General features: G+C 70.9%; 20 protein-coding genes. 17 read left to right on the top strand and 3 right to left on the bottom strand.

Features of this window, described 5'->3' with window-relative positions; translation table 11 throughout:
* The 12 genes from EDF18_RS02020 to EDF18_RS01965 all read left to right on the top strand — a co-directional run bounded on the left by EDF18_RS02020 (position 1) and on the right by EDF18_RS01965 (position 11,428).
* Positions 1–609 carry an HIT domain-containing protein gene (locus EDF18_RS02020; protein WP_233568943.1) on the top strand — a complete coding sequence of 203 codons (609 nt, stop codon included), beginning with the start codon at positions 1–3 and terminating at the stop codon, positions 607–609.
* Between the two features lie 54 nt (positions 610–663).
* The gene (gene pdxS / locus EDF18_RS02015; protein ID WP_123545943.1) at positions 664–1,584 is read left to right on the top strand and encodes a pyridoxal 5'-phosphate synthase lyase subunit PdxS; all 921 of its coding nucleotides are present in this window, start codon (positions 664–666) and stop codon (positions 1,582–1,584) included.
* The gene (gene pdxT / locus EDF18_RS02010) at positions 1,574–2,212 is read left to right on the top strand and encodes a pyridoxal 5'-phosphate synthase glutaminase subunit PdxT (RefSeq protein WP_123545941.1); all 639 of its coding nucleotides are present in this window, start codon (positions 1,574–1,576) and stop codon (positions 2,210–2,212) included. The genes pdxS and pdxT overlap by 11 nt, the downstream gene beginning before the upstream one ends.
* 108 nt (positions 2,213–2,320) lie before the next feature.
* Positions 2,321–3,085, top strand: a complete 765-nt coding sequence (locus EDF18_RS02005; RefSeq protein ID WP_123545939.1) for a YebC/PmpR family DNA-binding transcriptional regulator — start codon at positions 2,321–2,323, stop codon at positions 3,083–3,085.
* Between the two features lie 9 nt (positions 3,086–3,094).
* Positions 3,095–3,670 carry a crossover junction endodeoxyribonuclease RuvC gene (gene ruvC / locus EDF18_RS02000; protein WP_123545937.1) on the top strand — a complete coding sequence of 192 codons (576 nt, stop codon included), beginning with the start codon at positions 3,095–3,097 and terminating at the stop codon, positions 3,668–3,670.
* Positions 3,667–4,281 carry a Holliday junction branch migration protein RuvA gene (gene ruvA, locus EDF18_RS01995; RefSeq protein ID WP_123545935.1) on the top strand — a complete coding sequence of 205 codons (615 nt, stop codon included), beginning with the start codon at positions 3,667–3,669 and terminating at the stop codon, positions 4,279–4,281. The genes ruvC and ruvA overlap by 4 nt, the downstream gene beginning before the upstream one ends.
* On the top strand, positions 4,278–5,303 hold the full coding sequence (gene ruvB, locus EDF18_RS01990; RefSeq protein ID WP_123545933.1) for a Holliday junction branch migration DNA helicase RuvB: 1,026 nt from the start codon (positions 4,278–4,280) through the stop codon (positions 5,301–5,303). Before ruvA ends, ruvB begins: the two co-directional genes overlap by 4 nt.
* An 82-nt stretch (positions 5,304–5,385) precedes the next feature.
* Positions 5,386–5,820, top strand: coding sequence for a preprotein translocase subunit YajC (yajC, locus tag EDF18_RS01985; RefSeq protein WP_123545932.1), 435 nt, complete (start codon positions 5,386–5,388; stop codon positions 5,818–5,820).
* A 93-nt stretch (positions 5,821–5,913) separates the two neighbouring features.
* A complete protein-coding gene (gene secD, locus EDF18_RS01980; protein ID WP_123545930.1) occupies positions 5,914–7,674 on the top strand; it encodes a protein translocase subunit SecD in 1,761 nt (586 codons plus the stop codon).
* A complete protein-coding gene (secF, locus tag EDF18_RS01975; protein ID WP_123545928.1) occupies positions 7,674–8,687 on the top strand; it encodes a protein translocase subunit SecF in 1,014 nt (337 codons plus the stop codon). Before secD ends, secF begins: the two co-directional genes overlap by 1 nt.
* On the top strand, positions 8,684–9,049 hold the full coding sequence (locus EDF18_RS01970) for a rhodanese-like domain-containing protein (RefSeq protein ID WP_233568942.1): 366 nt from the start codon (positions 8,684–8,686) through the stop codon (positions 9,047–9,049). The genes secF and EDF18_RS01970 overlap by 4 nt, the downstream gene beginning before the upstream one ends.
* Before the next feature lie 105 nt (positions 9,050–9,154).
* Complete coding sequence (locus EDF18_RS01965; protein ID WP_123547225.1) at positions 9,155–11,428, top strand: bifunctional (p)ppGpp synthetase/guanosine-3',5'-bis(diphosphate) 3'-pyrophosphohydrolase; 2,274 nt, start codon at positions 9,155–9,157, stop codon at positions 11,426–11,428.
* A gap of 27 nt (positions 11,429–11,455) precedes the next feature.
* On the opposite strand, the gene EDF18_RS01960 is transcribed toward EDF18_RS01965, so the two are convergent.
* From EDF18_RS01960 to EDF18_RS01950, 3 genes are all read right to left on the bottom strand, one after another.
* Positions 11,456–12,010: a type IV toxin-antitoxin system AbiEi family antitoxin gene (locus EDF18_RS01960; protein WP_158614597.1), complete on the bottom strand. Its 555-nt coding sequence runs from the start codon at positions 12,008–12,010 to the stop codon at positions 11,456–11,458.
* Positions 12,011–12,103: 93 nt separating this feature from the next.
* Entirely contained in the window at positions 12,104–13,342 is a 1,239-nt protein-coding gene (locus EDF18_RS01955) for a DUF349 domain-containing protein (protein ID WP_123545922.1), read from the bottom strand.
* Positions 13,343–13,459: 117 nt separating this feature from the next.
* Entirely contained in the window at positions 13,460–14,245 is a 786-nt protein-coding gene (locus EDF18_RS01950) for a peptidylprolyl isomerase (protein WP_123545920.1), read from the bottom strand.
* A gap of 83 nt (positions 14,246–14,328) precedes the next feature.
* On the opposite strand from EDF18_RS01950, the gene EDF18_RS01945 reads away from it, so the two are divergent.
* The 5 genes from EDF18_RS01945 (at position 14,329) to ruvX (ending at position 20,310) form a co-directional block, all read left to right on the top strand.
* Positions 14,329–15,738 (top strand): replication-associated recombination protein A, encoded by a 1,410-nt coding sequence (locus tag EDF18_RS01945; protein ID WP_123545918.1) that lies wholly within the window; start codon positions 14,329–14,331, stop codon positions 15,736–15,738.
* A 255-nt stretch (positions 15,739–15,993) separates the two neighbouring features.
* Positions 15,994–16,623 carry a 30S ribosomal protein S4 gene (rpsD, locus tag EDF18_RS01940; RefSeq protein WP_123545916.1) on the top strand — a complete coding sequence of 210 codons (630 nt, stop codon included), beginning with the start codon at positions 15,994–15,996 and terminating at the stop codon, positions 16,621–16,623.
* Positions 16,624–16,816: 193 nt separating this feature from the next.
* Entirely contained in the window at positions 16,817–17,053 is a 237-nt protein-coding gene (locus EDF18_RS01935) for a hypothetical protein (protein WP_123545914.1), read from the top strand.
* Positions 17,054–17,120: 67 nt separating this feature from the next.
* On the top strand, positions 17,121–19,793 hold the full coding sequence (gene alaS / locus EDF18_RS01930; protein WP_123545912.1) for an alanine--tRNA ligase: 2,673 nt from the start codon (positions 17,121–17,123) through the stop codon (positions 19,791–19,793).
* 7 nt (positions 19,794–19,800) lie between these two features.
* Entirely contained in the window at positions 19,801–20,310 is a 510-nt protein-coding gene (ruvX, locus tag EDF18_RS01925; RefSeq protein WP_199732303.1) for a Holliday junction resolvase RuvX, read from the top strand.
* The last annotated feature ends 3 nt before the right edge of the window (positions 20,311–20,313 follow it).

The raw sequence follows: 20,313 nt of genomic DNA, 5'->3' as shown, positions 1-20,313 counted from the left end.
GTGGGGGCAGGCGCCGACGAGCTGCCGGCCGACGTCGACCCGGCCGACCACGGGTCGGCGCGCGTCGAGTCGTCGGACGACTTCGCGTCGGCGCCCGACGCGTTCCAGCGCCTCTGGACGCCGCACCGTGCCGTGTACGTCAGCCGCGGCCAGGGCGCCCACGACGACGCGTGCCCCTTCTGCGCCGCTCCCTCTCGGAGCGACGACGACGCGCTGATCGTCGCCCGGGGACAGCACGCGTTCGTGCTGCTGAACCTGTACCCGTACAACCCCGGCCATCTGCTGGTCTGCCCCTACCGGCACATCTCGACCTACGACCTGGCCACGCCCGACGAGGTCGCCGAGATCGGTGCCCTGACCCAGACCGCCATGCGCGTCGTCCGCGAGGTCTCACACGCCCAAGGGTTCAACATGGGCATGAACCAGGGGTCGGTCGGCGGTGCCGGCATCGCCGAGCACCTGCACCAGCACGTCGTGCCGCGCTACGGCGGCGACTCGAACTTCTTCCCGATCATCGCCCAGACCAAGGCCGTCACCCAGCTGCTCGGCGACGTCCGCGAGGCGCTGGCGGCCGCGTGGCCCGCCGGGGGAGACCAGGCCACTCGGTGACGAGCGGCACATCGGCGACGCACGCCCCCGGGCAGCGCCTAAACTGAGGCCATCATGAGCGACAGCACCCCCACCTCCGTCCCGTCCGCCGGCAGCACGACCGGATCGGACCGCGTCAAGCGCGGTCTCGCCGAGATGCTGAAGGGCGGCGTCATCATGGACGTCGTCAACGTCGAGCAGGCGAAGATCGCCGAAGAGGCGGGCGCCGTCGCCGTCATGGCCCTCGAGCGCGTGCCCGCCGACATCCGCTCGCAGGGCGGCGTCGCCCGCATGAGCGACCCCGACATGATCGACGAGATCATCGCAGCCGTCTCGATCCCCGTCATGGCGAAGGCGCGCATCGGCCACTTCGTCGAGGCACAGATCCTCCAGACGCTCGGCGTCGACTACATCGACGAGTCCGAGGTGCTGAGCCCCGCCGACTACGTCAACCACATCGACAAGTGGAACTTCACGGTCCCCTTCGTCTGCGGTGCGACGAACCTCGGCGAGGCGCTCCGTCGCGTCACCGAGGGTGCCGCCATGATCCGGTCCAAGGGCGAGGCCGGCACCGGCGACGTGTCCGAGGCGACCAAGCACATCCGCACCATCTCGAGAGAGATCGCGCAGCTGCAGGGGCTCAAGACCGACGAGCTGTACGTGGCCGCGAAAGAACTGCAGGCGCCGTACGAGCTCGTCAGGGAGGTGGCGGAGACCGGCAAGCTGCCCGTCGTCCTCTTCACCGCCGGCGGCGTCGCGACGCCCGCCGACGCGGCGCTGATGATGCAGCTGGGTGCCGACGGCGTCTTCGTGGGCTCCGGCATCTTCAAGTCGGGCAACCCCGCCGAGCGAGCCGCCGCGATCGTCAAGGCCACGACGTTCTTCGACGACCCGCAGGTCGTCGCCGACGCGTCGCGCGGCCTCGGCGAGGCCATGGTCGGCATCAACGTGCCCGACTTGCCCGCGCCGCACCGCCTCGCCGAGCGTGGCTGGTAGCCGACACGAGGAGGCGGCGGCCCCGCGGGTCGGGGTCCTCGCCCTCCAGGGCGACTTCCGTGAGCACCTCGCGGTCCTGACCTCGCTCGGGGCGGTCGCCGTCCCGGTACGCAGGCCCGACGAGCTCGCGTCGGTGTCGGGTCTCGTGATCCCCGGCGGCGAGTCCACGGTGATGGACAAGCTCAGCCGCACCTTCGGCATGGCCGAGCCGCTGCGCGCGGCCGTCGACGCGGGCCTGCCCCTCTACGGCACCTGCGCCGGGCTGATCATGCTGGCCGACCGCGTCGTGGACGGGCCGGCGAGCCGACACCTGACGGGGCAGCGCACGATCGGCGGGCTCGACGTCGCCGTGCGCCGCAACGCCTTCGGCGGCCAGAACGAGTCCTTCGAGACCGATCTCCTCGTGCCCGTCGTGGGCGACGACCCCGTGCACGCCGTCTTCATCCGGGCGCCCGTGGTCGCCGAGGTCGGCCCGCTCGCCACCGCGATCGGCGTGCTCGACGACGGCCGCGTCGTCGCCGTCGAGCAGGACAACCTGCTCGGCACGTCGTTCCACCCCGAGGTGACCGGTGAGCTCCGGTTCCACGCGCGGTTCCTCGACAAGGCTCGCGCCTGGTCCTCGCGCTGACGCGCCTCCTCATCCTGCGCCCTGCCCGGTCCTGACCCGTCGCTGCCGCCCCGGCGGCGGGCCTGCCGGTAGGATGGTCCGGATCGTCAACCGGAAGTGAGGAGCACCGTGTCCGGGCATTCCAAGTGGGCCACGACCAAGCACAAGAAGGCCGTCATCGACAGCCGTCGCGCCAAGTCGTTCGCCAAGCTCATCAAGAACATCGAGGTCGCGGCCAAGCAGGGCGGGGCCGACATGTCCGGCAACCCGACGCTCGTCGACGCCGTCCAGAAGGCCAAGAAGACCTCGGTCCCCAACGACAACATCGACCGCGCCGTCAAGCGCGGCGCGGGCCTCAGCGGCGAGTCCGTCGACTACCAGACCATCGTCTACGAGGGCTACGGCCCCAACGGTGTCGCCCTGCTGATCGAGTGCCTGACCGACAACAAGAACCGCGCGGCGGCGAACGTCCGCACGGTCATGTCGCGCAACGGCGGCACCATGGCCGACCCGGGCAGCGTCGCCTACAACTTCAGCCGCAAGGGCGTCATCGCCGTCATGAAGACCGGCGAGCTCAGCGAGGACGACGTGCTGGCCGCCGTGCTCGACGCCGGCGCCGAAGAGGTCACCGACCGCGGCGAGGGCTTCGAGATCGTGACCGAGCCGTCCGACCTGGTGCCTGCGCGCACGGCGCTCCAGGAGGCGGGCATCGACTACGACTCCGCCGACGTCGAGTTCGTCCCCGGCCTCAAGATCGAGGTCGACCTCGAGACCGCCCGCAAGGTGTTCCGCCTCGTCGACGCGCTCGACGACGACGACGACGTGCAGAACGTCTACGCCAACTACGACGTCCCCGCCGACGTGCAGGCCGCGCTCGACGACGACGACGACTGAGCCGCCGAGGTGACCCTGCGGGTGCTCGGCATCGACCCCGGCCTGACCCGCTGCGGGGTCGGCGTCGTCGAGGTCGACGCGACCCGCCGGGCCACCCTCGTGGCGGTGACCGTCATCCGGTCGCCGGCCGACATGCCGCTCGAGCAGCGCCTCCTCACGATCGGGCGTGGCATCGAGCAGCTGGTCGACGAGCACCGCCCCGACGCGATGGCCATCGAGCGTGTCTTCGCGCAGAACAACCTGTCGACCGTGATGGGCACCGCCCAGGTGAGCGGTCTGGCGCTGCGCGCCGCCGCCGAGCGCTCCGTCCCCGTGGCCATGCACACGCCGTCCGAGGTCAAGGCGGCCGTGACCGGCTACGGCTCGGCGGACAAGGCCCAGGTCGGTGCCATGGTCGCCCGCCTGCTCGGCCTCGCCGAAGCGCCGAAGCCGGCCGACGCCGCCGACGCCCTGGCGCTGGCGATCTGCCATGCGTGGCGTCGTGGCGGCCTCCCCTCGGCACCGGCCGGCGGCGGTCTCACGGCCGCGCAGAAGGCGTGGCGCGAGGCGGAGAAGTCGGCGCGGACTCCTAGGCTGGGCAGATGATCTCGAGCGTCCGCGGCACCGTGCTGTCCGCCTCCGGAACCAGCGTCGTCGTCGAGGTCGGGGGAGTCGGCCTCCGGGTCGGAGTGACGCCCCAGCTCGCCCTCACGGCGACGGTCGGCACGACGCTCCAGCTGTTCACGACGCTGATCGTGCGAGAAGACGACCTCTCGCTCTTCGGCTTCGCCGAGCTCGAAGAACTCGAGGTGTTCGACCTGTTGCGGAGCGTCACCGGCGTCGGCCCGAAGTCGGCGCAGGGCGTGCTCGCCACGCTCAGCCCGTCGCAGGTCGCGCACGCGGTCGCCGACGACGACGACGCGCCCTTCCGACGTGTGTCCGGCATCGGGCCCAAGACCGCGAAGCTGATCGTCCTCTCGTTGGCGGGCAAGCTCGACGTCCGGGTAGCCGCGCCCTCCGTGACCGCCGCCTCCTCGACCTCGGCCGACGTCCTCACGGCGCTCGTCGGGCTGGGCTGGTCCGAGAGGGAGGCGCAGGCCGCCGTCGACTCGGTGGTCGCCGACCGCGGGCCCGACGTCGCCGTCTCCGTGCCCTCCCTCCTGCGTGCTGCACTCGGCCACCTCGGCCCGCAGAAGTCGCTGGGCGCCCGAGCGTGACCGACGCCGACCTCACGCGACCCGTCGTCGAGTCCGAGGCGGAGCTCGCCTTCGAGGGGGCGCTCCGCCCTACCTCGCTCGACGAGTTCGTCGGCCAGAAGAAGGTGCGCGGACAGCTCGAGCTGCTGCTCAAGGCGGCGTCGATGCAGGGGCGCACCCCCGACCACATCCTCATGGCGGGTCCTCCCGGGCTCGGCAAGACCACCCTCGCGATGATCGTGGCGCACGAGAGCGGCCGGCCGCTCCGCATGTCGTCCGGACCAGCGATCCAGCACGCAGGCGACCTCGCCGCCGTGCTCTCGGCCCTCGTCCCCGGCGAGGTGCTCTTCATCGACGAGATCCATCGCATGGCGCGCTCGGCGGAGGAGATGCTGTACCTCGCCATGGAGGACTACCGGATCGACATCATGGTCGGCAAGGGCGCCGGCGCGACGAGCATCCCGCTCGAGCTGTCGCCGTTCACGCTCGTCGGCGCCACCACGCGGAGCGGCATGCTGCCGAACCCCCTGCGCGATCGGTTCGGCTTCACGGCCAACCTCGAGTTCTACGACGCCGCCGAGCTCACCGAGGTGCTCCGCCGCGCCGCGACCCTGCTCGGCATCCCCGTCGACGGCGACGCCCTGGCCGAGATCGCCGGTCGGTGCCGCGGCACGCCGCGCATCGCGAACCGCCTGCTCCGTCGGGTCCGCGACTACTCGCTCGTCCACGGACGGGACGCCGACCTGGCGACGGTGCGGGACGCCCTGGCCCTCTACGACGTCGACGACCTGGGCCTCGACCGGCTCGACCGCGAGGTCCTGTCGACCGTGCTCACGAGATTCGGCGGCGGGCCCGTCGGGCTCGGCACGCTCGCTGTGTCGGTCGGAGAAGAGGCGGACACCATCGAGTCCGTCGTCGAGCCGTTCCTCGTCCGCATCGGACTGCTGATCCGCACCCCCCGGGGCCGCGTGGCCACGCCGGAGGCCTGGCGGCACTTCGGGCTGCCGCGCCCGTCAGGGGCGCTGTTCGGCGATGAACTATGATCGCCGCTAGGCCTGTCGGCGCGAGGCACCCTCACCACCGCCCGCGCCGCCCATCCCCACGAGCTTCGAAAGGCAGTTCCTCATGGACGCCACAACAATCATCATGGTCCTCCTCCTGGTGGTCCTCGTCTTCTTCATGTTCCGCAACAAGCGCAAGCGCGACGCCCAGCAGGCGACGCTGCAGTCGAAGATGGTCCCCGGCGTCGAGGTGATGCTGAGCTTCGGCGTCTACGGCACGCTCGTGTCGATCGACGACGAGGCCAACACCGCCGAGGTCGAGGTCTCGCCCGGCACCGTCCTGCGCGTGCACCGCCAGACCCTGGGCCGCGTCGTCGAGCCCGTCGTCGCCGACGAGGCCGTGGTCTCCGACGCGGACGAGCTCGACGCCCGCCCGGCCGACGACCTGATCGTCGACGACACCACGACCGCCGACCGCACGTCGCCCGCCTACGGCGAGCGGGTCGACGAGACGCGCCTCGACTCCACCACCGACACGGACAAGCCGAACAAGGCCTGACCCGCCGACAGCCGGGGCCCACTCGTGGGCTCCGGCCCAGACGACGACGCGCGCCCCTCGGGGCGCGCGCTCCCATGAGAAAGCAGAACCTCCGTGGCACGTTCGACGCCGGTCAAGAAGGCAATTCGTTCCCTGACGTGGTTGCTCGTCATCATCGCCGGCCTCGCCGCGCTGAACGGCACCGCCACCGCCCTCAACGACTCGGGCCGTGACGGCTGGTGGGACGGTGCGAGCTGGGTCCCCGAGCTGGCGCTCGACCTGCAGGGCGGCACGCAGATCACCCTCGCCGCGCAGCTCGACAACGGCCAGTCCGTGTCCAGCCAGCAGCTCGACCAGGCCGTCACGATCATCCGCCAGCGCATCGACAGCGCCGGCGTCTCCGAGTCGGAGATCACCCGCCAGGGCGCGCAGAACATCGTCGTGTCGATCCCCGGTCGGCCCGACAACGAGACGCTCGAGCGCATCGAGGCCTCGGCCAAGCTGACCTTCCGGCCCGTGCTCTACACCGAGGCAGTGAGCAACGCCGCGGTCGGCGGCGACGCCGACGCCACGGCGAGCCCCTCGGCGACGCCCTACACGCCGAACCCCGACCTCAACTCGACTCCGACGGCCTCGCCGACGAACGCCTCCGACCTGAACTGGATCACGGAGCAGCTCGCGGACGAGTACACGAACTACCAGTGCGCCGCCGACAACGACCTGTCGACCGCTCGCGACGACGAGCCGCTCGTCACCTGCTCGACCGACGGCACCGCCAAGTTCATCCTCGGCCCGGTCGAGGTGCAGGGCAGCGACATCAGCGACGCCACCAACGGCCTCGCCACCGACTCGCAGGGCAACTCGACGAACACGTGGGCCGTCAACCTCGAGTTCGACCGCCAGGGCACCGACCGGTTCAGCGACGTCACGTCACGACTGGTCGCCCTCCAGGCCCCTCAGAACCAGTTCGCGGTGACGCTCGACAACCAGGTCATCACGGCCCCGTCCGCGAACGCCGCGATCACCGACGGCAAGGCCCAGATCACGGGCACGTTCACGCAGGACACCTCGAAGACCCTCGCCGACCAGCTCAAGTTCGGCGCCCTGCCGATCAGCTTCTCCGTGCAGAGCAACGAGAACATCACTGCGACCCTCGGCCAGACCCAGCTGGTGAGCGGCCTGATCGCGGGCCTCATCGGCCTGATCCTCGTCGTGATCTACTCGCTGATCCAGTACCGCGCGCTCGCCTTCGTCACCGTCCTGTCGCTGATGATCGCCGCGCTTCTCACGTACCTCGTGATCGCGATCCTGTCCTGGCGAGAGGGCTACCGGCTCTCCCTCGCCGGCGTGACGGGGTTGATCGTCGCGATCGGCATCACGGCCGACTCGTTCATCGTCTACTTCGAGCGCATCCGCGACGAGCTGCGCGACGGCCGCATCCTCGAGAGCGCCGTCGAGTCCGGCTGGAAGCGCGCGATCCGCACGATCGTCGCCTCCGACACCGTGAACTTCCTCGCCGCCATCACCCTGTTCATCCTCGCGGTGGGCAACGTGAAGGGCTTCGCCCTCACGCTCGGCATCACGACGGTGATCGACCTGATCGTCGTCGCGCTCTTCACGCACCCGATGCTGCAGCTGATCGCCCGCACGCGGTTCTTCGGCGAGGGCCACGCGTTCAGCGGGCTGAACCCGAAGGCGCTCGGCGCCGTGTACCGCGGTCGGGCCCAGTTCCGCACCCCCGTCCCCACGGGGGCCCGAAAGGGCGCGGGCGGACGAGAGGCGGCCAAGCGCCAGACCATCGCCGAACGCAAGGCGGCAGAGAGCACGAGCACCCGGGTCGACGACTCAGCGCGCGGTGAAGGGAAGGACAGCTGATGGCCAGCTTCTCCAAGTTCGGCAACGACCTCTACACGGGGGCTCGTTCCTACGACATCGTGGGCCGTCGGCGCACGTGGTACATCATCGCCGCGTTCGTCATCGTGATCTGCGCGACGGTGCCGTTCCTCCGGGGCGGCTACCACTTCGGCATCGAGTTCACCGGCGGCTCCGAGTTCCAGGTGGCCCAGCCCGCCGAGCTCGACCAGGACCTCGCGACGCGGACGGTCGACGACGTCGCCCCGGGCGCGAACCCCCGGGTCACCCAGGTCGGCAGCGACACCATCCGCGTCCAGACCTCGCAGCTCGAGGCGACACAGACCAACGACGTGGCCGACGCCCTCGCGACGGCCTACGACGTGCCCGCCGAGCGGGTGACCTCCTCGTTCATCGGCGCCTCTTGGGGTGCCGACATCACGGGCCAGGCCATCAAGGGCCTCGTGATCTTCCTGATTCTCGCGGCCATCGGCATGACGCTCTACTTCCGCACCTGGAAGATGTCGCTCGCCGCCATGACGGCGCTGCTGCACGACCTCGTGCTCACCGCCGGCATCTACGGCATCGTCGGTTTCGAGGTCACGCCCGCCGCGGTCATCGGGTTCCTCACCATCCTCGGCTACTCCCTCTACGACACCGTCGTGGTGTTCGACAAGATCCGCGAGAACACGGCAGAGGACGGCGAGGGCTCCAGGCGCACCTTCGGCCAGTCGATCAACCTCGCGATCAACCAGACGCTGGTCCGGTCGATCAACACCTCGGTCGTCGCCCTGCTGCCCGTCGCCGCGATCCTCTTCATCGGCGCGTTCGTCCTCGGTGCCGGCACGCTCCGTGACATCTCGCTCGCCCTCTTCATCGGCATCCTGGTGGGCACCTACTCGACGATCTTCATCGCGTCCCCGCTCTACGCGACGCTCCGGATCGGCGAGCCCGACATCAAGAAGCGCGACGACCGCAAGCGCGACGATCGTGCGCGGGACGCCGACGCCGCCGCGGCCTCGGTGATCGCGTCGTGAGTGCGCCCCTGGGCGGAGGCCCCGCCTCCTCGATGCCCGAGGTGACCGCGCAGGAGGCGGTGGCCTTGGTGGGCGACGGCGCCTACCTCCTCGACGTGCGCGAGCAGTCGGAGTGGGACGAGGGCCACGCCTCGCGGGCCGTGCTCCTCCCGCTCTCCGAGCTGGCCGAGCGGGTCGACGAGGTCCCCTCGGACCGCGACGTGCTCGTCGTCTGCCACTCGGGCATGCGCTCGATGCGGGCCACGGCCGCGCTCCGGCGCGCGGGCCTGCGGGCCGTGAACGTCGAGGGCGGCATGCTCGCCTGGCGAGACGCGGACGGCGACGTCGTCAGCGACGGCGACGCCCGCCCGACGGTCGACTGACCGGGAACGAGTAACGTTGTCCCGACTCGTGCACGACCCGACGCCCGTTCCCGGAGGCGCGTCACCGTGCACGAGCGACGACGAGGAGGCGCGCTCGTGACCGAGATCACCACGAGGGAGACCCCCGCGGGTCCCGAGCAGGGCGGCACGGCCTCCCTCCGCACCCTGCTGCCGAGGTTGTTCTCCCGCAGCCAGCCCGCCGGTGCCGTCGACCGCCTCGTCAAGACGGTCCGCATGCACCACCCGAAGGCCGACCTCGTGGTCATCGAGCGGGCCTACACGGTCGCCGAGAAGGCGCACCGCGGCCAGCTGCGCAAGAGCGGCGAGCCCTACATCACGCACCCGGTGGCCGTCGCGCAGATCCTCGCCGACCTCGGCATCGGCTCGAAGACGATCGCCGCCGCGCTGCTCCACGACACCGTGGAGGACACCGACTACACGCTCGACATGCTGCAGCGCGACTTCGGCGACGAGATCGCCATGCTCGTCGACGGGGTGACGAAGCTCGACAAGCTGAAGTACGGCGACAGCGCCCAGGCCGAGACCGTCCGCAAGATGGTCGTCGCGATGTCGAAAGACATCAGGGTGCTCGTGATCAAGCTCGCCGACCGGCTGCACAACGCGCGCACGTGGGGCTTCGTCGAGTCGTCGTCGGCGACGCGCAAGGCGACCGAGACGCTCGAGATCTACGCCCCCCTCGCTCACCGGCTGGGCATCCAGGCCATCAAGTGGGAGCTGGAGGACCTCAGCTTCGCCGTCCTCCACCCGAAGCTCTACGTCGAGATCGACAACCTGGTCAAGCAGCGCACCCCGCAGCGCGAGCAGTTCGTCCAGAACGTCATCAACGCGGTCAAGTCCGACCTCAAATCGACGAAGATCCGCGGCGAGGTGGTCGGTCGGCCGAAGCAGTACTACTCGATCTACCAGAAGATGATCGTGCGGGGTCGCGAGTTCGACGAGATCTACGACCTCGTCGGCATCCGCGTGCTCGTCACGTCGCTGCGCGACTGCTACGCCGTGCTCGGCTCGATCCACGCCCGCTGGAACCCGATCCCCGGTCGCTTCAAGGACTACATCGCGACGCCCAAGTTCAACCTCTACCAGTCGCTCCACACGACGGTCATCGGCCCCAAGGGGCGACCGGTCGAGATCCAGATCCGCACGCACGAGATGCACCAGCGAGCCGAGTTCGGCGTCGCGGCCCACTGGAAGTACAAGCAGAGGATGAACGGCGGTCGCGACGACACGGCCACCGGTGCCCGCACCGAGACCGACATGGCGTGGCTGGCGCACATCTCCGACTGGCAGGCCGAGACGGCCGACCCGGGGGAGTTCCTCGACAGCCTCCGCTTCGAGATCGGCGCGAAGGAGGTCTACGTCTTCACGCCCCAGGGCAAGGTCATCGGCCTCCCGTCGGGAGCGACGCCCGTCGACTTCGCCTACGCGGTCCACACCGAGGTCGGGCACCGCACGATGGGCGCCAAGGTCAACGGCCGTCTCATCCCGCTCGAGAGCGTGCTCAACAGCGGCGACGTCGTCGAGGTCTTCACCTCGAAGAACCCCGACTCCGGTCCCAGCCAGGACTGGCTCGGCTTCGTCAAGAGTCCCCGTGCCCGGAACAAGATCCGGCAGTGGTTCACGAAGGAGCGCCGCGACGAGGCGATCGAGCAGGGCAAGGACGCGATCGCCCGCGCGATGCGGAAGCAGAACCTGCCGCTGCAGAAGCTGATGAACCAGGACAGCATCACCGAGGTGGCGTCCCAGCTGCGCTACGACGACGTCTCGAGCCTCTACGCCGCCGTCGGCGAGGGCCACCTGTCGACACAGTCGGTCATCGAGAAGGTGCTCGCCTCGGTCCAGCAGCAGACCGAGGTCGAGGGGGAGTACGAGTTCCCGAGCAAGGGCGTGTCACGGCCTCTCCGCAACAGCGACTCAGGCGTCCTCGTCCGCGGTGCGCCCGACATCCTCGTCAAGCTCGCGAAGTGCTGCACGCCCGTCCCCGGCGACCAGGTCGTCGGCTTCGTGACGCGCGGGCAGGGCGTCAGCGTGCACCAGGCCACCTGCCACAACGTGCAGGGCCTCATGCAGGAGCCCGAGCGGATGATCGAGGTCGAGTGGGCCCCGTCGTCGAAGAGCGTCTTCCTGGTCCAGATCCAGATCGAGGCCCTCGACCGCGCAGGCTTGCTGTCCGACGTCACGCGGGTGCTGTCCGAGCACCACGTCAACATCCTCTCGGCGAACGTGTCCACCTCGGACGAGCGCCTGGCGATCAGCCGCTTCGTCTTCGAGATGGGCGACACGACGCACCTCGACCGTGTGCTCAACGCCGTGCGTCGGATCGACGCCGTCTACGACGTCTACCGGGTCAGCGCCGGCTGAGTCGGGGCGGACGCCTCACTGCGGGGATCAGACGACCAAGGGGTCGACGAGCGTCCGCAGCCGAGTCGCCGCTCGCCGTCGGCCCGGCAGCCGACCGTGTCGTCGCACGAGGCCGGTGACCCGACGCGGATCGACGTGGTGCTCGACGAGCAGGGTGCGCACGAGGCGCTCCGCGTCGGCCGACCAGTCGTCGGCCCGGAGCAGGTCGAGGACGGTGCGGGTCGGGGTCGTCACCCGGACGCGTCCGACCTGCGAGATCTCGTCGGCGTCGATGAGGACCTCGCCCACCATGACGTCGGACCGATCGTCGCGGTGCCGTGCCCACGACGGCACCACCGCCTCCAGCCGGCGAGGGGCAGCGGCGCGCGCGCCCCAGATCCAGGCGGCCGTGCCCCGCGCTGCCACGACCACCGTGCCGAGGCGGTCGGCCAGCGCCTCCGCCCGCCGCCACGCGTCGTCGGGATCGGCGATCGACGCCCAGCTGTCGGCCACCCGGCAGACCTCGCCGTCGAGCGCCGCAGCCTGCAGCTCGACCTCGGGCAGGTCTCGAGCGGTCAGGAGTCTCGGCAGGGTAGGGGTCACCGCCCCAGCATGACCGCCGAGGCACAGGACGACGAACCGCCCGCCGCCTCCTGTGGAGAACGGCGGGCGGTCAGGGCCCGGGGGAGGCGCGGGTCAGGACCCGAGGGCGTCCAGCCAGACGCGACGAGCGTCGAGGGCCTCGCGCGCCTCCTTCACCTTGCGGGCGTCGCCGCCGGCCTCGGCCGCGGCGAGCTCGTCCTCGAGCTTGGTGATGGCGTCCTGCAGCTGGCTCGCGAGCCCCTCGGACCGGGCCTTGCGCTCGGGGTTGTTCTTCTCCCAGTGCGTCTCGTCGAGCTGGCGGACGTGCGACTCGACCTTGCGCAGCCTGTCCTCGACGGGTCGCACCTGGTCGCGCGGCACGCGGCCGATCTCGTCCCAGCGCAGCTGGATCGTGGTGAGTGCCTCCCGTGCCGACACGCGGTCGTCGTTCGTGAGGATCTTCTCCGCGTCGTCGAGCAGGGCGAGCTTCGCCGTGAGGTTGTCCGCGTACTCGGCGTCGTCCTGCGCGACGATCTCGCCCTTGGCGGCGTAGAGCACGTCGCCGGCGCGCTTGAAGCGGGCCCAGAGCGCGTCGTCGTACTTCTTGCCTGCACGACCGGCGCGCTTCCAGTCGTCGAGCAGACGCCGGTACTCGGGGATGCCGTCGGCGCCCTTGCTCGCGAGGGCGTCGGCCGACTCGACGAGCGCCTGCTTGCGCTGGCGTGCCTCGCGGTGGGTGGCGTCGAGGTCGGCGTAGAACGCCTTGCGGTGCTGATCGATGGTCGACCGGGCCGCGCGGAAGCGCTTCCAGAGGTCGTTGCCCTCGCCCTTGGGGATCCGGGGCCCCTCGGTCTGGTGCTTCTGCCAGCGGGCGAAGATGTCGTCGACGGAGGCGGTGACCTGCTTCCACTGCACGCGGGCGGGGTCCTGCGCGGCGAGGGCCTCGGCCTCCGCGACCAGGGAGGTGCGGTAGGCGACGGCCTCGACCAGCGCCTCCTGCGCCTCGGCGCTCTGCTTCTCGGTCAGCTCGCCCACCGTGCTGTCGAGGGCGTCGACGCGGGTGCGGAGCGCGGCGACGTCGCCGACGGCGCTCGGCTCGACGAGCAGCTGCTTCAGGTGCGCGACCGTCTTGGTCACGTCCGACGCCGAGGCGCCCCGCTTGACCCGCTGCTCGAGCAGGGTGACCTGCCCGTTCAGCTCGGTGTACTTGCGCTCGTAGTAGGCGAGGGCCTCGGCGGGCGTGGCGTCGGGGTACTGCCCCACAGCCCGCTCGCCGTCGCCCTCGCGCACGTAGACGGTTCCGTCGTCGTCGACGCGGCCCCAGGGTGCCTGATCGTCAGTAGCCACTGTCATCCCTTGCTGGAGGTGCTCGTCGCGGAGCCCAGGACGGGCCCCGGCGATGGGTGCCCAGCCTATTGCACGAGCAGGGACGCCCGCCTACTCCGTGGTCGGGCCGCTCCTGCGTCGGGTCTACTCGAGCGTCAGGGACGTGATCGTGGTCGGCACGACCGGGGCGCCGTCGTTGGGGACCTCGGCGGTCGACGGGGTCAGGCCCGCGTCCGTGATGTTCGCCGTGAGCTGGTCGAGGCCGCTCGTCACCCGGCCGACGACGGTGTAGCCGCCCGTCGACGTGTCGAGGTAGGTGTCCCCGTAGGTGACGAAGAACTGGGTCGACTGCGAGTCCGCCGCCTCGCCCCGCGCCATCGCGATGGTGCCGGTCGGGTAGAGGCCGTCGGCCGGCACGTTCTCGAGGGGCCCGAAGGTGAAGCCCGCGTCGCCCGTGCCGTCCCCGTTCGCCGAGCCGCACTGGATGAACTTCGCCGTCTCGGCGTCGCTCATCCGGTGGCAGGTCGTGTCGGTGTAGAAGCCCTGCTGAGCGAGGTCGATGATCACCGAGGCGGCCTGGGGCGCCGTGGCCCCGTCGAGCTCGACCCCGAGCTGGACGTCGTCGTTGAGGTCGAGCTGCCCCGTCCAGGTGCGTCCCTCGGCGATGTCGGCGCTCGGGACGTCCCCGGTCGCCGACGCCGTCTCCGAGGGGGAGGGGCTGGCGGAGGCGGTGGCCTCGTCAGCGCTGCCGTCCGTGTTCCACACGACCTGGGTGACGACCGCCAGGCCGACCACGACCACGACGCCGACGGCGGCGAGGAGGTTGTCCCGGCGGCGGCGGCGCACCTGCGTCTCGTGCACCCGCTGGCGGGCCGTGTACGCCCTCAGCCGGTCGCGTGCCTCACGGTCCTGGTTCCTGCTCGGTGCCACGTGTCCTCCATGCCGGTGATGTCCCGGACGACTGTATCCGAGCCGCCGGTCGGTGTCGGCGGCCCGGTCTACCATTGACCCCCATGAGCCCTCTCCCGCAGAGCTCGACCCCCCTCGCGGTCCGCATGCGCCCCACCAGCCTCGACGAGGTCGCCGGTCAGCGACACCTCCTCCGGCCCGGCTCCCCGCTCGTCACCCTGGCGAGCGACACCACCGGCGAGCAGGGCGCCGTCTCCGTCATCCTCTGGGGCCCGCCAGGCACCGGCAAGACGACGCTCGCGCAGGCGATCGCCCACACGTCGGGGCGGCAGTTCATCGAGCTCTCGGCGGTGACGGCCGGCGTGAAGGACGTCCGGCAGGTGATGGAGAAGGCGCTGACGAACCGCGACCTGTACGGCACGACGACGGTCCTGTTCCTCGACGAGATCCACCGCTTCACGAAGGCCCAGCAGGACGCGCTGCTGCCGGGAGTCGAGAACGGCTGGGTGATCCTCATCGCGGCGACGACCGAGAACCCGTCCTTCTCCGTCATCACGCCGTTGCTCTCCCGGTCGCTGCTGCTCACGCTCGAGCAGCTGAGCGACGACGACCTCGGCGACCTCGTCCGGCGGGCGGTCGTCGACCCCCGCGGCCTGGCCGACCGGGTCGTGCTGGACGACGAGGCGCTGGCGACGATCGTCCGCCTCGCGTCCGGCGACGCTCGTCGGGCGCTGACCGCCCTCGAGGCCTCGGCCCACTCCGCCGCCGCGACCGCCGAGGAGGCGCGCGGAGCCCGTCCGGACGACCCGTCCGCCGACGCGGACGCCGACTACGACCCCGACGCCGAGTACGACGACCCGGACGACGCCGACGACCGGCCCGTGATCACCGCCGAGACGGTCGCCCAGTCGGTCGACCGCGCGCTCCTCCGCTACGACCGCAACGGCGACGAGCACTACGACGTCATCAGCGCGTTCATCAAGTCGGTCCGCGGCTCCGACGTCGACGCCGCGCTGCACTACCTCGCCCGGATGATCGAGGCCGGCGAGGATCCCCGCTTCATCTGCCGGCGCATCATCGTGTCCGCTGGCGAGGACATCGGCATGGCCGACCCGAACGCCCTCACGGTCGCCGTCTCGGCGGCCACCGCCGTGCAGATGATCGGCATGCCGGAGGGGCGCATCCCGATGGCCGAGGCGGTCGTCTACCTGGCCACCGCACCGAAGTCGAACCGTTCCTACAGCGCCCTCGACGCCGCGATCGCCGACGTCCGCGCCGGCGCGGCCGGCCCGGTGCCCAAGCACCTCCGCGACGCGCACTACCCAGGCGCGAAGCGCCTCGGCCACGGCAAGGGCTACAAGTACTCGCACGACTCCGAGTTCGGGGTCGTCGAGCAGCAGTACCTGCCTGACGAGCTCGTCGGCCGCACGTACTACGACCCGACGGCCAACGGCAACGAGCGCGACGTCGCCGCCCGGCTCGAGAAGCTGCGTCGGATCACCCGCGGCGGCTGATGCGGGGCGAGAGGCCGTCGGCTGGTCGACGACACGCGCCCAGGTCGGGGTCGCCCACCAGACCGTGCTCCTGTATGCTCGGGGGGTTGCCTGCACTCGGGCGTCGACGCGCGGCTGCTGATGACGACCCGACCAAGGCGGTCCGACCTGTAGCCGGTCTCCGCCGCGGCGATCATCCCTCTTGTTAGGCCCGTCGGCGCTCACGCGCCTGGCTGGCGGAACATCACCACCGACAAGATCTCGATAGGAACACGCATGTCCACCAAGTCCCGCACCCGGAGCAAGACGCGTCTCTCGCGTGCTCTCGGCATCGCCCTCACCCCGAAGGCCGCCCGCTACCTCGAGAAGCGTCCCTACGCTCCCGGCGAGCACGGCCGCACCAAGCGCAAGACCGACAGCGACTACGCCGTCCGTCTCCGGGAGAAGCAGCGCCTGCGCGCCCAGTACGGCATCCGCGAGGCCCAGCTCAAGATCGTCTTCAACGAGGCCCGCAAGGCCTCGGGCCTGACCGGTGAGAACCTGGTCGAGCTGCTCGAGACCCGTCTCGACGCCCTCGTCCTGCGTGCCGGCTTCGCCCGCACCACGGCGCAGGCTCGCCAGATGGTCGTGCACCGTCACATCCTCGTCGACGGCAAGCTCGTCGACCGCCCCTCGTTCCGCGTCAAGCCCGGCCAGATGATCCACGTCAAGGCCAAGAGCGAGACGACCGAGCCCTTCCAGGTCGCCGCGGCCGGCGGTCACGTCGACCTGCTGCCCAAGACCCCGAGCTACCTCGAGGTCGAGATCGACAAGCTGCAGGCCCGCCTCGTGCGTCGCCCGAAGCGCGCCGAGGTCCCCGTGACCTGCGAGGTCCAGCTGGTCGTCGAGTACTACGCAGCCCGCTAGCACCACCCGCACCACTTCCGAGGGAGCGCTCCACGTCGCGTGGGGCGCTCCCTCAGTCGTTCCCCGCGGAGCTCCTCCCTGTGCCGTTCCCGGCGCAGCTCCTCCCTCCGCAGTTCCCGACGGGCGACGGCGACGAAGTAGGCTGACGTGTCGTCCCGTGTGCTCGTCACGGGACACGTCGTGAGGAGCACCCGTGAAGAACCTGGTCCTGCTGTCCGTCGGAGTCGCGCTCGGCCTCGTCGGTGCGCACCTCCTCAACTCGACCCCGCGTGGCCGCCGCTTCTTCGGCGAGCTCGACGGCGGACTCGACCACTTCCGCGCCGCGGTGGTCGACGGGTACCGCTCCCGTGACGCCGAGCTCCGCGCCACCGACCCGAGCGACGACGGCGGCCCCACGACAGGGCCGGCCGGCACCACCAGCGCGAGCTGACCGCGCGAGGCGCCCGGCGCCTCCTCGTCAGCAGCCCCACCGACCGACCCCCTCCCTCAGGAGAACCATGCAGACCGCCGAGATCCGCCGCCGTTGGCTCGACTATTTCGGGGAGCGCGGGCACACCGTCGTCCCGTCCGCCTCGCTGGTCAGCGACGACCCGTCGCTGCTCTTCACCGTGGCCGGCATGGTGCCGTTCATCCCGTACCTGACCGGTCTCGTGCCGACCCCGTACGCGCGGGCGACGAGCGTGCAGAAGTGCATCCGCACCAACGACATCGAAGAGGTCGGGAAGACCCCCCGGCACGGCACGTTCTTCCAGATGAACGGCAACTTCTCGTTCGGCGACTACTTCAAGGAGGAGGCGATCGGCTACGCCTGGGAGCTGCTGACCTCGAGCGAGGCCGACGGCGGCCTCGCGTTCTCGCCCGACGACCTCTGGGTCACCGTCTACGAGGAGGACGACGAGGCGATCGCCCTCTGGAAGAAGGTGGCGGGCCTCCCCGACGAGCGCATCCAGCGCCTCGGCAAGGACACCAACTACTGGCACACCGGCCAGCCCGGCCCGGCGGGCCCGTGCTCCGAGATCTTCTTCGACCGCGGCCCGGCCCACGGCGCCGACGGCGGCCCCGCCACGGACGACGACCGCTACGTCGAGATCTGGAACCTCGTGTTCATGCAGTACCAGATCGAGAACGTCCGGTCGAAGGTCGACTTCGACATCGTCCGCGAGCTGCCGAACAAGAACATCGACACCGGCATGGGCCTCGAGCGGGTCGCGTTCCTCAAGCAGGGCGTCGACAACATGTACGAGATCGACCAGGTCCGTCCCGTGCTCGACGCCGCCTCCGAGCTGTCGGGGCGCCGCTACGGCGCCGTCCACGACGACGACGTGCGCATGCGCGTCATCGCCGACCACGTCCGCAGCGCCCTCATGCTCATGAGCGACGGCGTCCGGCCGTCGAACGAGGGCCGCGGCTACATCCTGCGCCGCCTGCTGCGACGCTCGGTCCGCTCGATGCGCCTCCTGGGCGTCGAGGGCACCACCTTCCCGGTCCTGTTCGCGGCGTCCCGCGACGCGATGAAGTCGGCCTACCCCGAGGTCGAGCGCGACTGGGACAGGATCTCGGGCCTCGCCTTCGCCGAGGAGGAGACGTTCCTCCGCACGCTGGCGGCCGGCACGAGCATCCTCGACATCGCCGTGGAGGACACCAAGGACAAGGCAGGCGCCGGCACCGCACCTCGCCTGGCCGGCGACACGGCCTTCCTGCTGCACGACACCTTCGGGTTCCCGATCGACCTCACCCTCGAGATCGCCGAGGAGAGCGGCCTCACGGTCGACCGCGAGGCGTTCGACCGGCTGATGAGCGAGCAGCGCGCCCGCGCCAAGGCCGACGCCAAGTCGCGCAAGGTGGCCCTCGCCGACCTGAGCGTCTACAGCGCCTTCCGCGCGCAGGGCGAGACGGTGTTCACCGGGTACGACGTGCTCGACACCGAGACGCGCGTGCTCGGCCTCATCGTCGACGGCGCCAGCGTCGACCGCGCCGTCGCGGGCGACATCGCCGAGGTGGTCCTCGCCGAGACGTCGCTGTACGCCGAGTCGGGCGGCCAGGACGCCGACGCCGGCAGCATCGTCGGAACGGGCTTCGACCTCGAGGTCCTCGACGTCCAGAAGCCGGTCAAGGGCCTGGTCAGCCACCGTGTCCAGGTGCGCTCGGGCGAGGTCGGTGTCGGCGACGCCGCCACCAGCGTCGTCGACCCTTCCTACCGCCGCGGCGCCACGCAGGCGCACTCGGCGACGCACCTCGTGCACGCCGCGCTCCGGGAGGTGCTCGGCCCGGAGGCGCACCAGGCCGGCTCGTACAACAAGGCCGGCTACCTCCGCCTCGACTTCAACTGGAGCCAGGCGCTCAGCCCGGCCACCCGCAGCGAGGTCGAGGAGGTCGCGAACGCGGCCGTCCGAGAGGACCTCGCCGTCACCACCCGCGTGCTGCCCCTCGACGAGGCCCGGTCGATGGGCGCGATGGCGCTCTTCGGCGAGAAGTACGGCGAGACGGTCCGGATGGTCGACATCGGCGGCCCGTGGTCGCGCGAGCTCTGCGCGGGCACCCACGTCGCCACGAGCGCACAGATCGGCCTCATCAACCTCGTCAGCGAGACCTCCGTCGGCTCCACGAACCGTCGGGTCGAGTCGCTCGTCGGCCTCGACGCGTTCCGCGACTTCGCCGCGGAGCGGGCCATCGTCTCGCAGCTGACGTCCTCGCTCCGCACGCCGCGCGAGCAGCTCCCGGAACGGATCGGCGACCTGGTCTCCAGCCTGCGCGCGGCCGAGAAGAAGATCGCGGAGTTCGAGTCGGCGCAGCTGTCGCTGCGCGTCCCCGCGCTCGTCGAGCAGGCGGCTGCCGTCGGGTCCCTCACCGTCGTCGCCGAGTCGGTGGGCACGGTCAAGACGACCGACGAGCTGCGGTCGCTCGTCCTGTCGGTGCGCGAGCGCCTCGGCAGCGACTCGGCCTCGGTGGTCGCGCTGGCCGCCGACGTCGCCGGCAAGCCCGCCGTCATCGTCGCCACGACGGCGCCCGCCCGCTCGGCCGGCGTCAAGGCGGGTCAGCTCGCCCGTACGGCGGCAGGGATCCTCGGCGGGGGCGGCGGCGGCAAGGACGACCTGGCGCAGGGCGGCGGATCCGACGTCACCGCGATCACGACGGCGCTCACGGGCATCGTCGCCGCGCTGCGGTCCTGAGCGCCGCGTGAGGACGGGAGTGCGCCTCGGCGTCGACGTGGGGAAGGCCCGCATCGGCGTCGCCCGCACCGATCCGTCGGGCATGATCGCGACGCCCGTCGAGACGGTGCCGCGGGCGGCGTCGGGGTCGGCCGACGTCGACGCCATCCTCGGCCACGTGTCGGAGCTCGACGCCGTGGAGGTGGTGGTCGGCCTCCCGCTGTCGCTGTCGGGAGGCGACACTGCGTCCACCGGCGACGCCCGCGACTTCGCGGCGGCCATCGCGGCCCGGTGTCCCGTGCCCGTGCGCCTGGTGGACGAACGACTGTCGACGGTGAGCGCGCAGACTGCACTTCGCGCTTCAGGGCGCAAGGGCAAGAGACAACGATCCGTCATCGATCAAGTCGCCGCTGTTATCATCGTCCAGCACGCGCTCGAGCTCGAGCGGTCGAGCGGTCTCCCGCCCGGTCAGCTCGTGAGCGCCCCGGTCGTCGACGACGGCGCCGGAGACCGACCCGACACCGACGAAAGACGATGACGC

The organism is Frigoribacterium sp. PhB107 (assembly GCF_003751515.1).
GTDB lineage: Bacteria > Actinomycetota > Actinomycetes > Actinomycetales > Microbacteriaceae > Frigoribacterium.
Note: the sequence above shows the minus strand (reverse complement) of the source record. Positions and strands in the feature narration are given on the sequence as shown.

Bases quoted from the DNA above. Each gene is read 5' to 3' on its own strand.
- pdxS (WP_123545943.1), top strand. From the start codon at position 664: ATGAGCGACAGCACCCCCACCTCCGTCCCGTCCGCCGGCAGCACGACC.
- ruvA (WP_123545935.1), top strand. From the start codon at position 3,667: ATGATCTCGAGCGTCCGCGGCACCGTGCTGTCCGCCTCCGGAACCAGC.
- yajC (WP_123545932.1), top strand. From the start codon at position 5,386: ATGGACGCCACAACAATCATCATGGTCCTCCTCCTGGTGGTCCTCGTC.
- secF (WP_123545928.1), top strand. From the start codon at position 7,674: ATGGCCAGCTTCTCCAAGTTCGGCAACGACCTCTACACGGGGGCTCGT.
- EDF18_RS01955 (WP_123545922.1), bottom strand. From the start codon at position 13,342: ATGACAGTGGCTACTGACGATCAGGCACCCTGGGGCCGCGTCGACGAC.
- EDF18_RS01945 (WP_123545918.1), top strand. From the start codon at position 14,329: ATGAGCCCTCTCCCGCAGAGCTCGACCCCCCTCGCGGTCCGCATGCGC.
- rpsD (WP_123545916.1), top strand. From the start codon at position 15,994: ATGTCCACCAAGTCCCGCACCCGGAGCAAGACGCGTCTCTCGCGTGCT.
- alaS (WP_123545912.1), top strand. From the start codon at position 17,121: ATGCAGACCGCCGAGATCCGCCGCCGTTGGCTCGACTATTTCGGGGAG.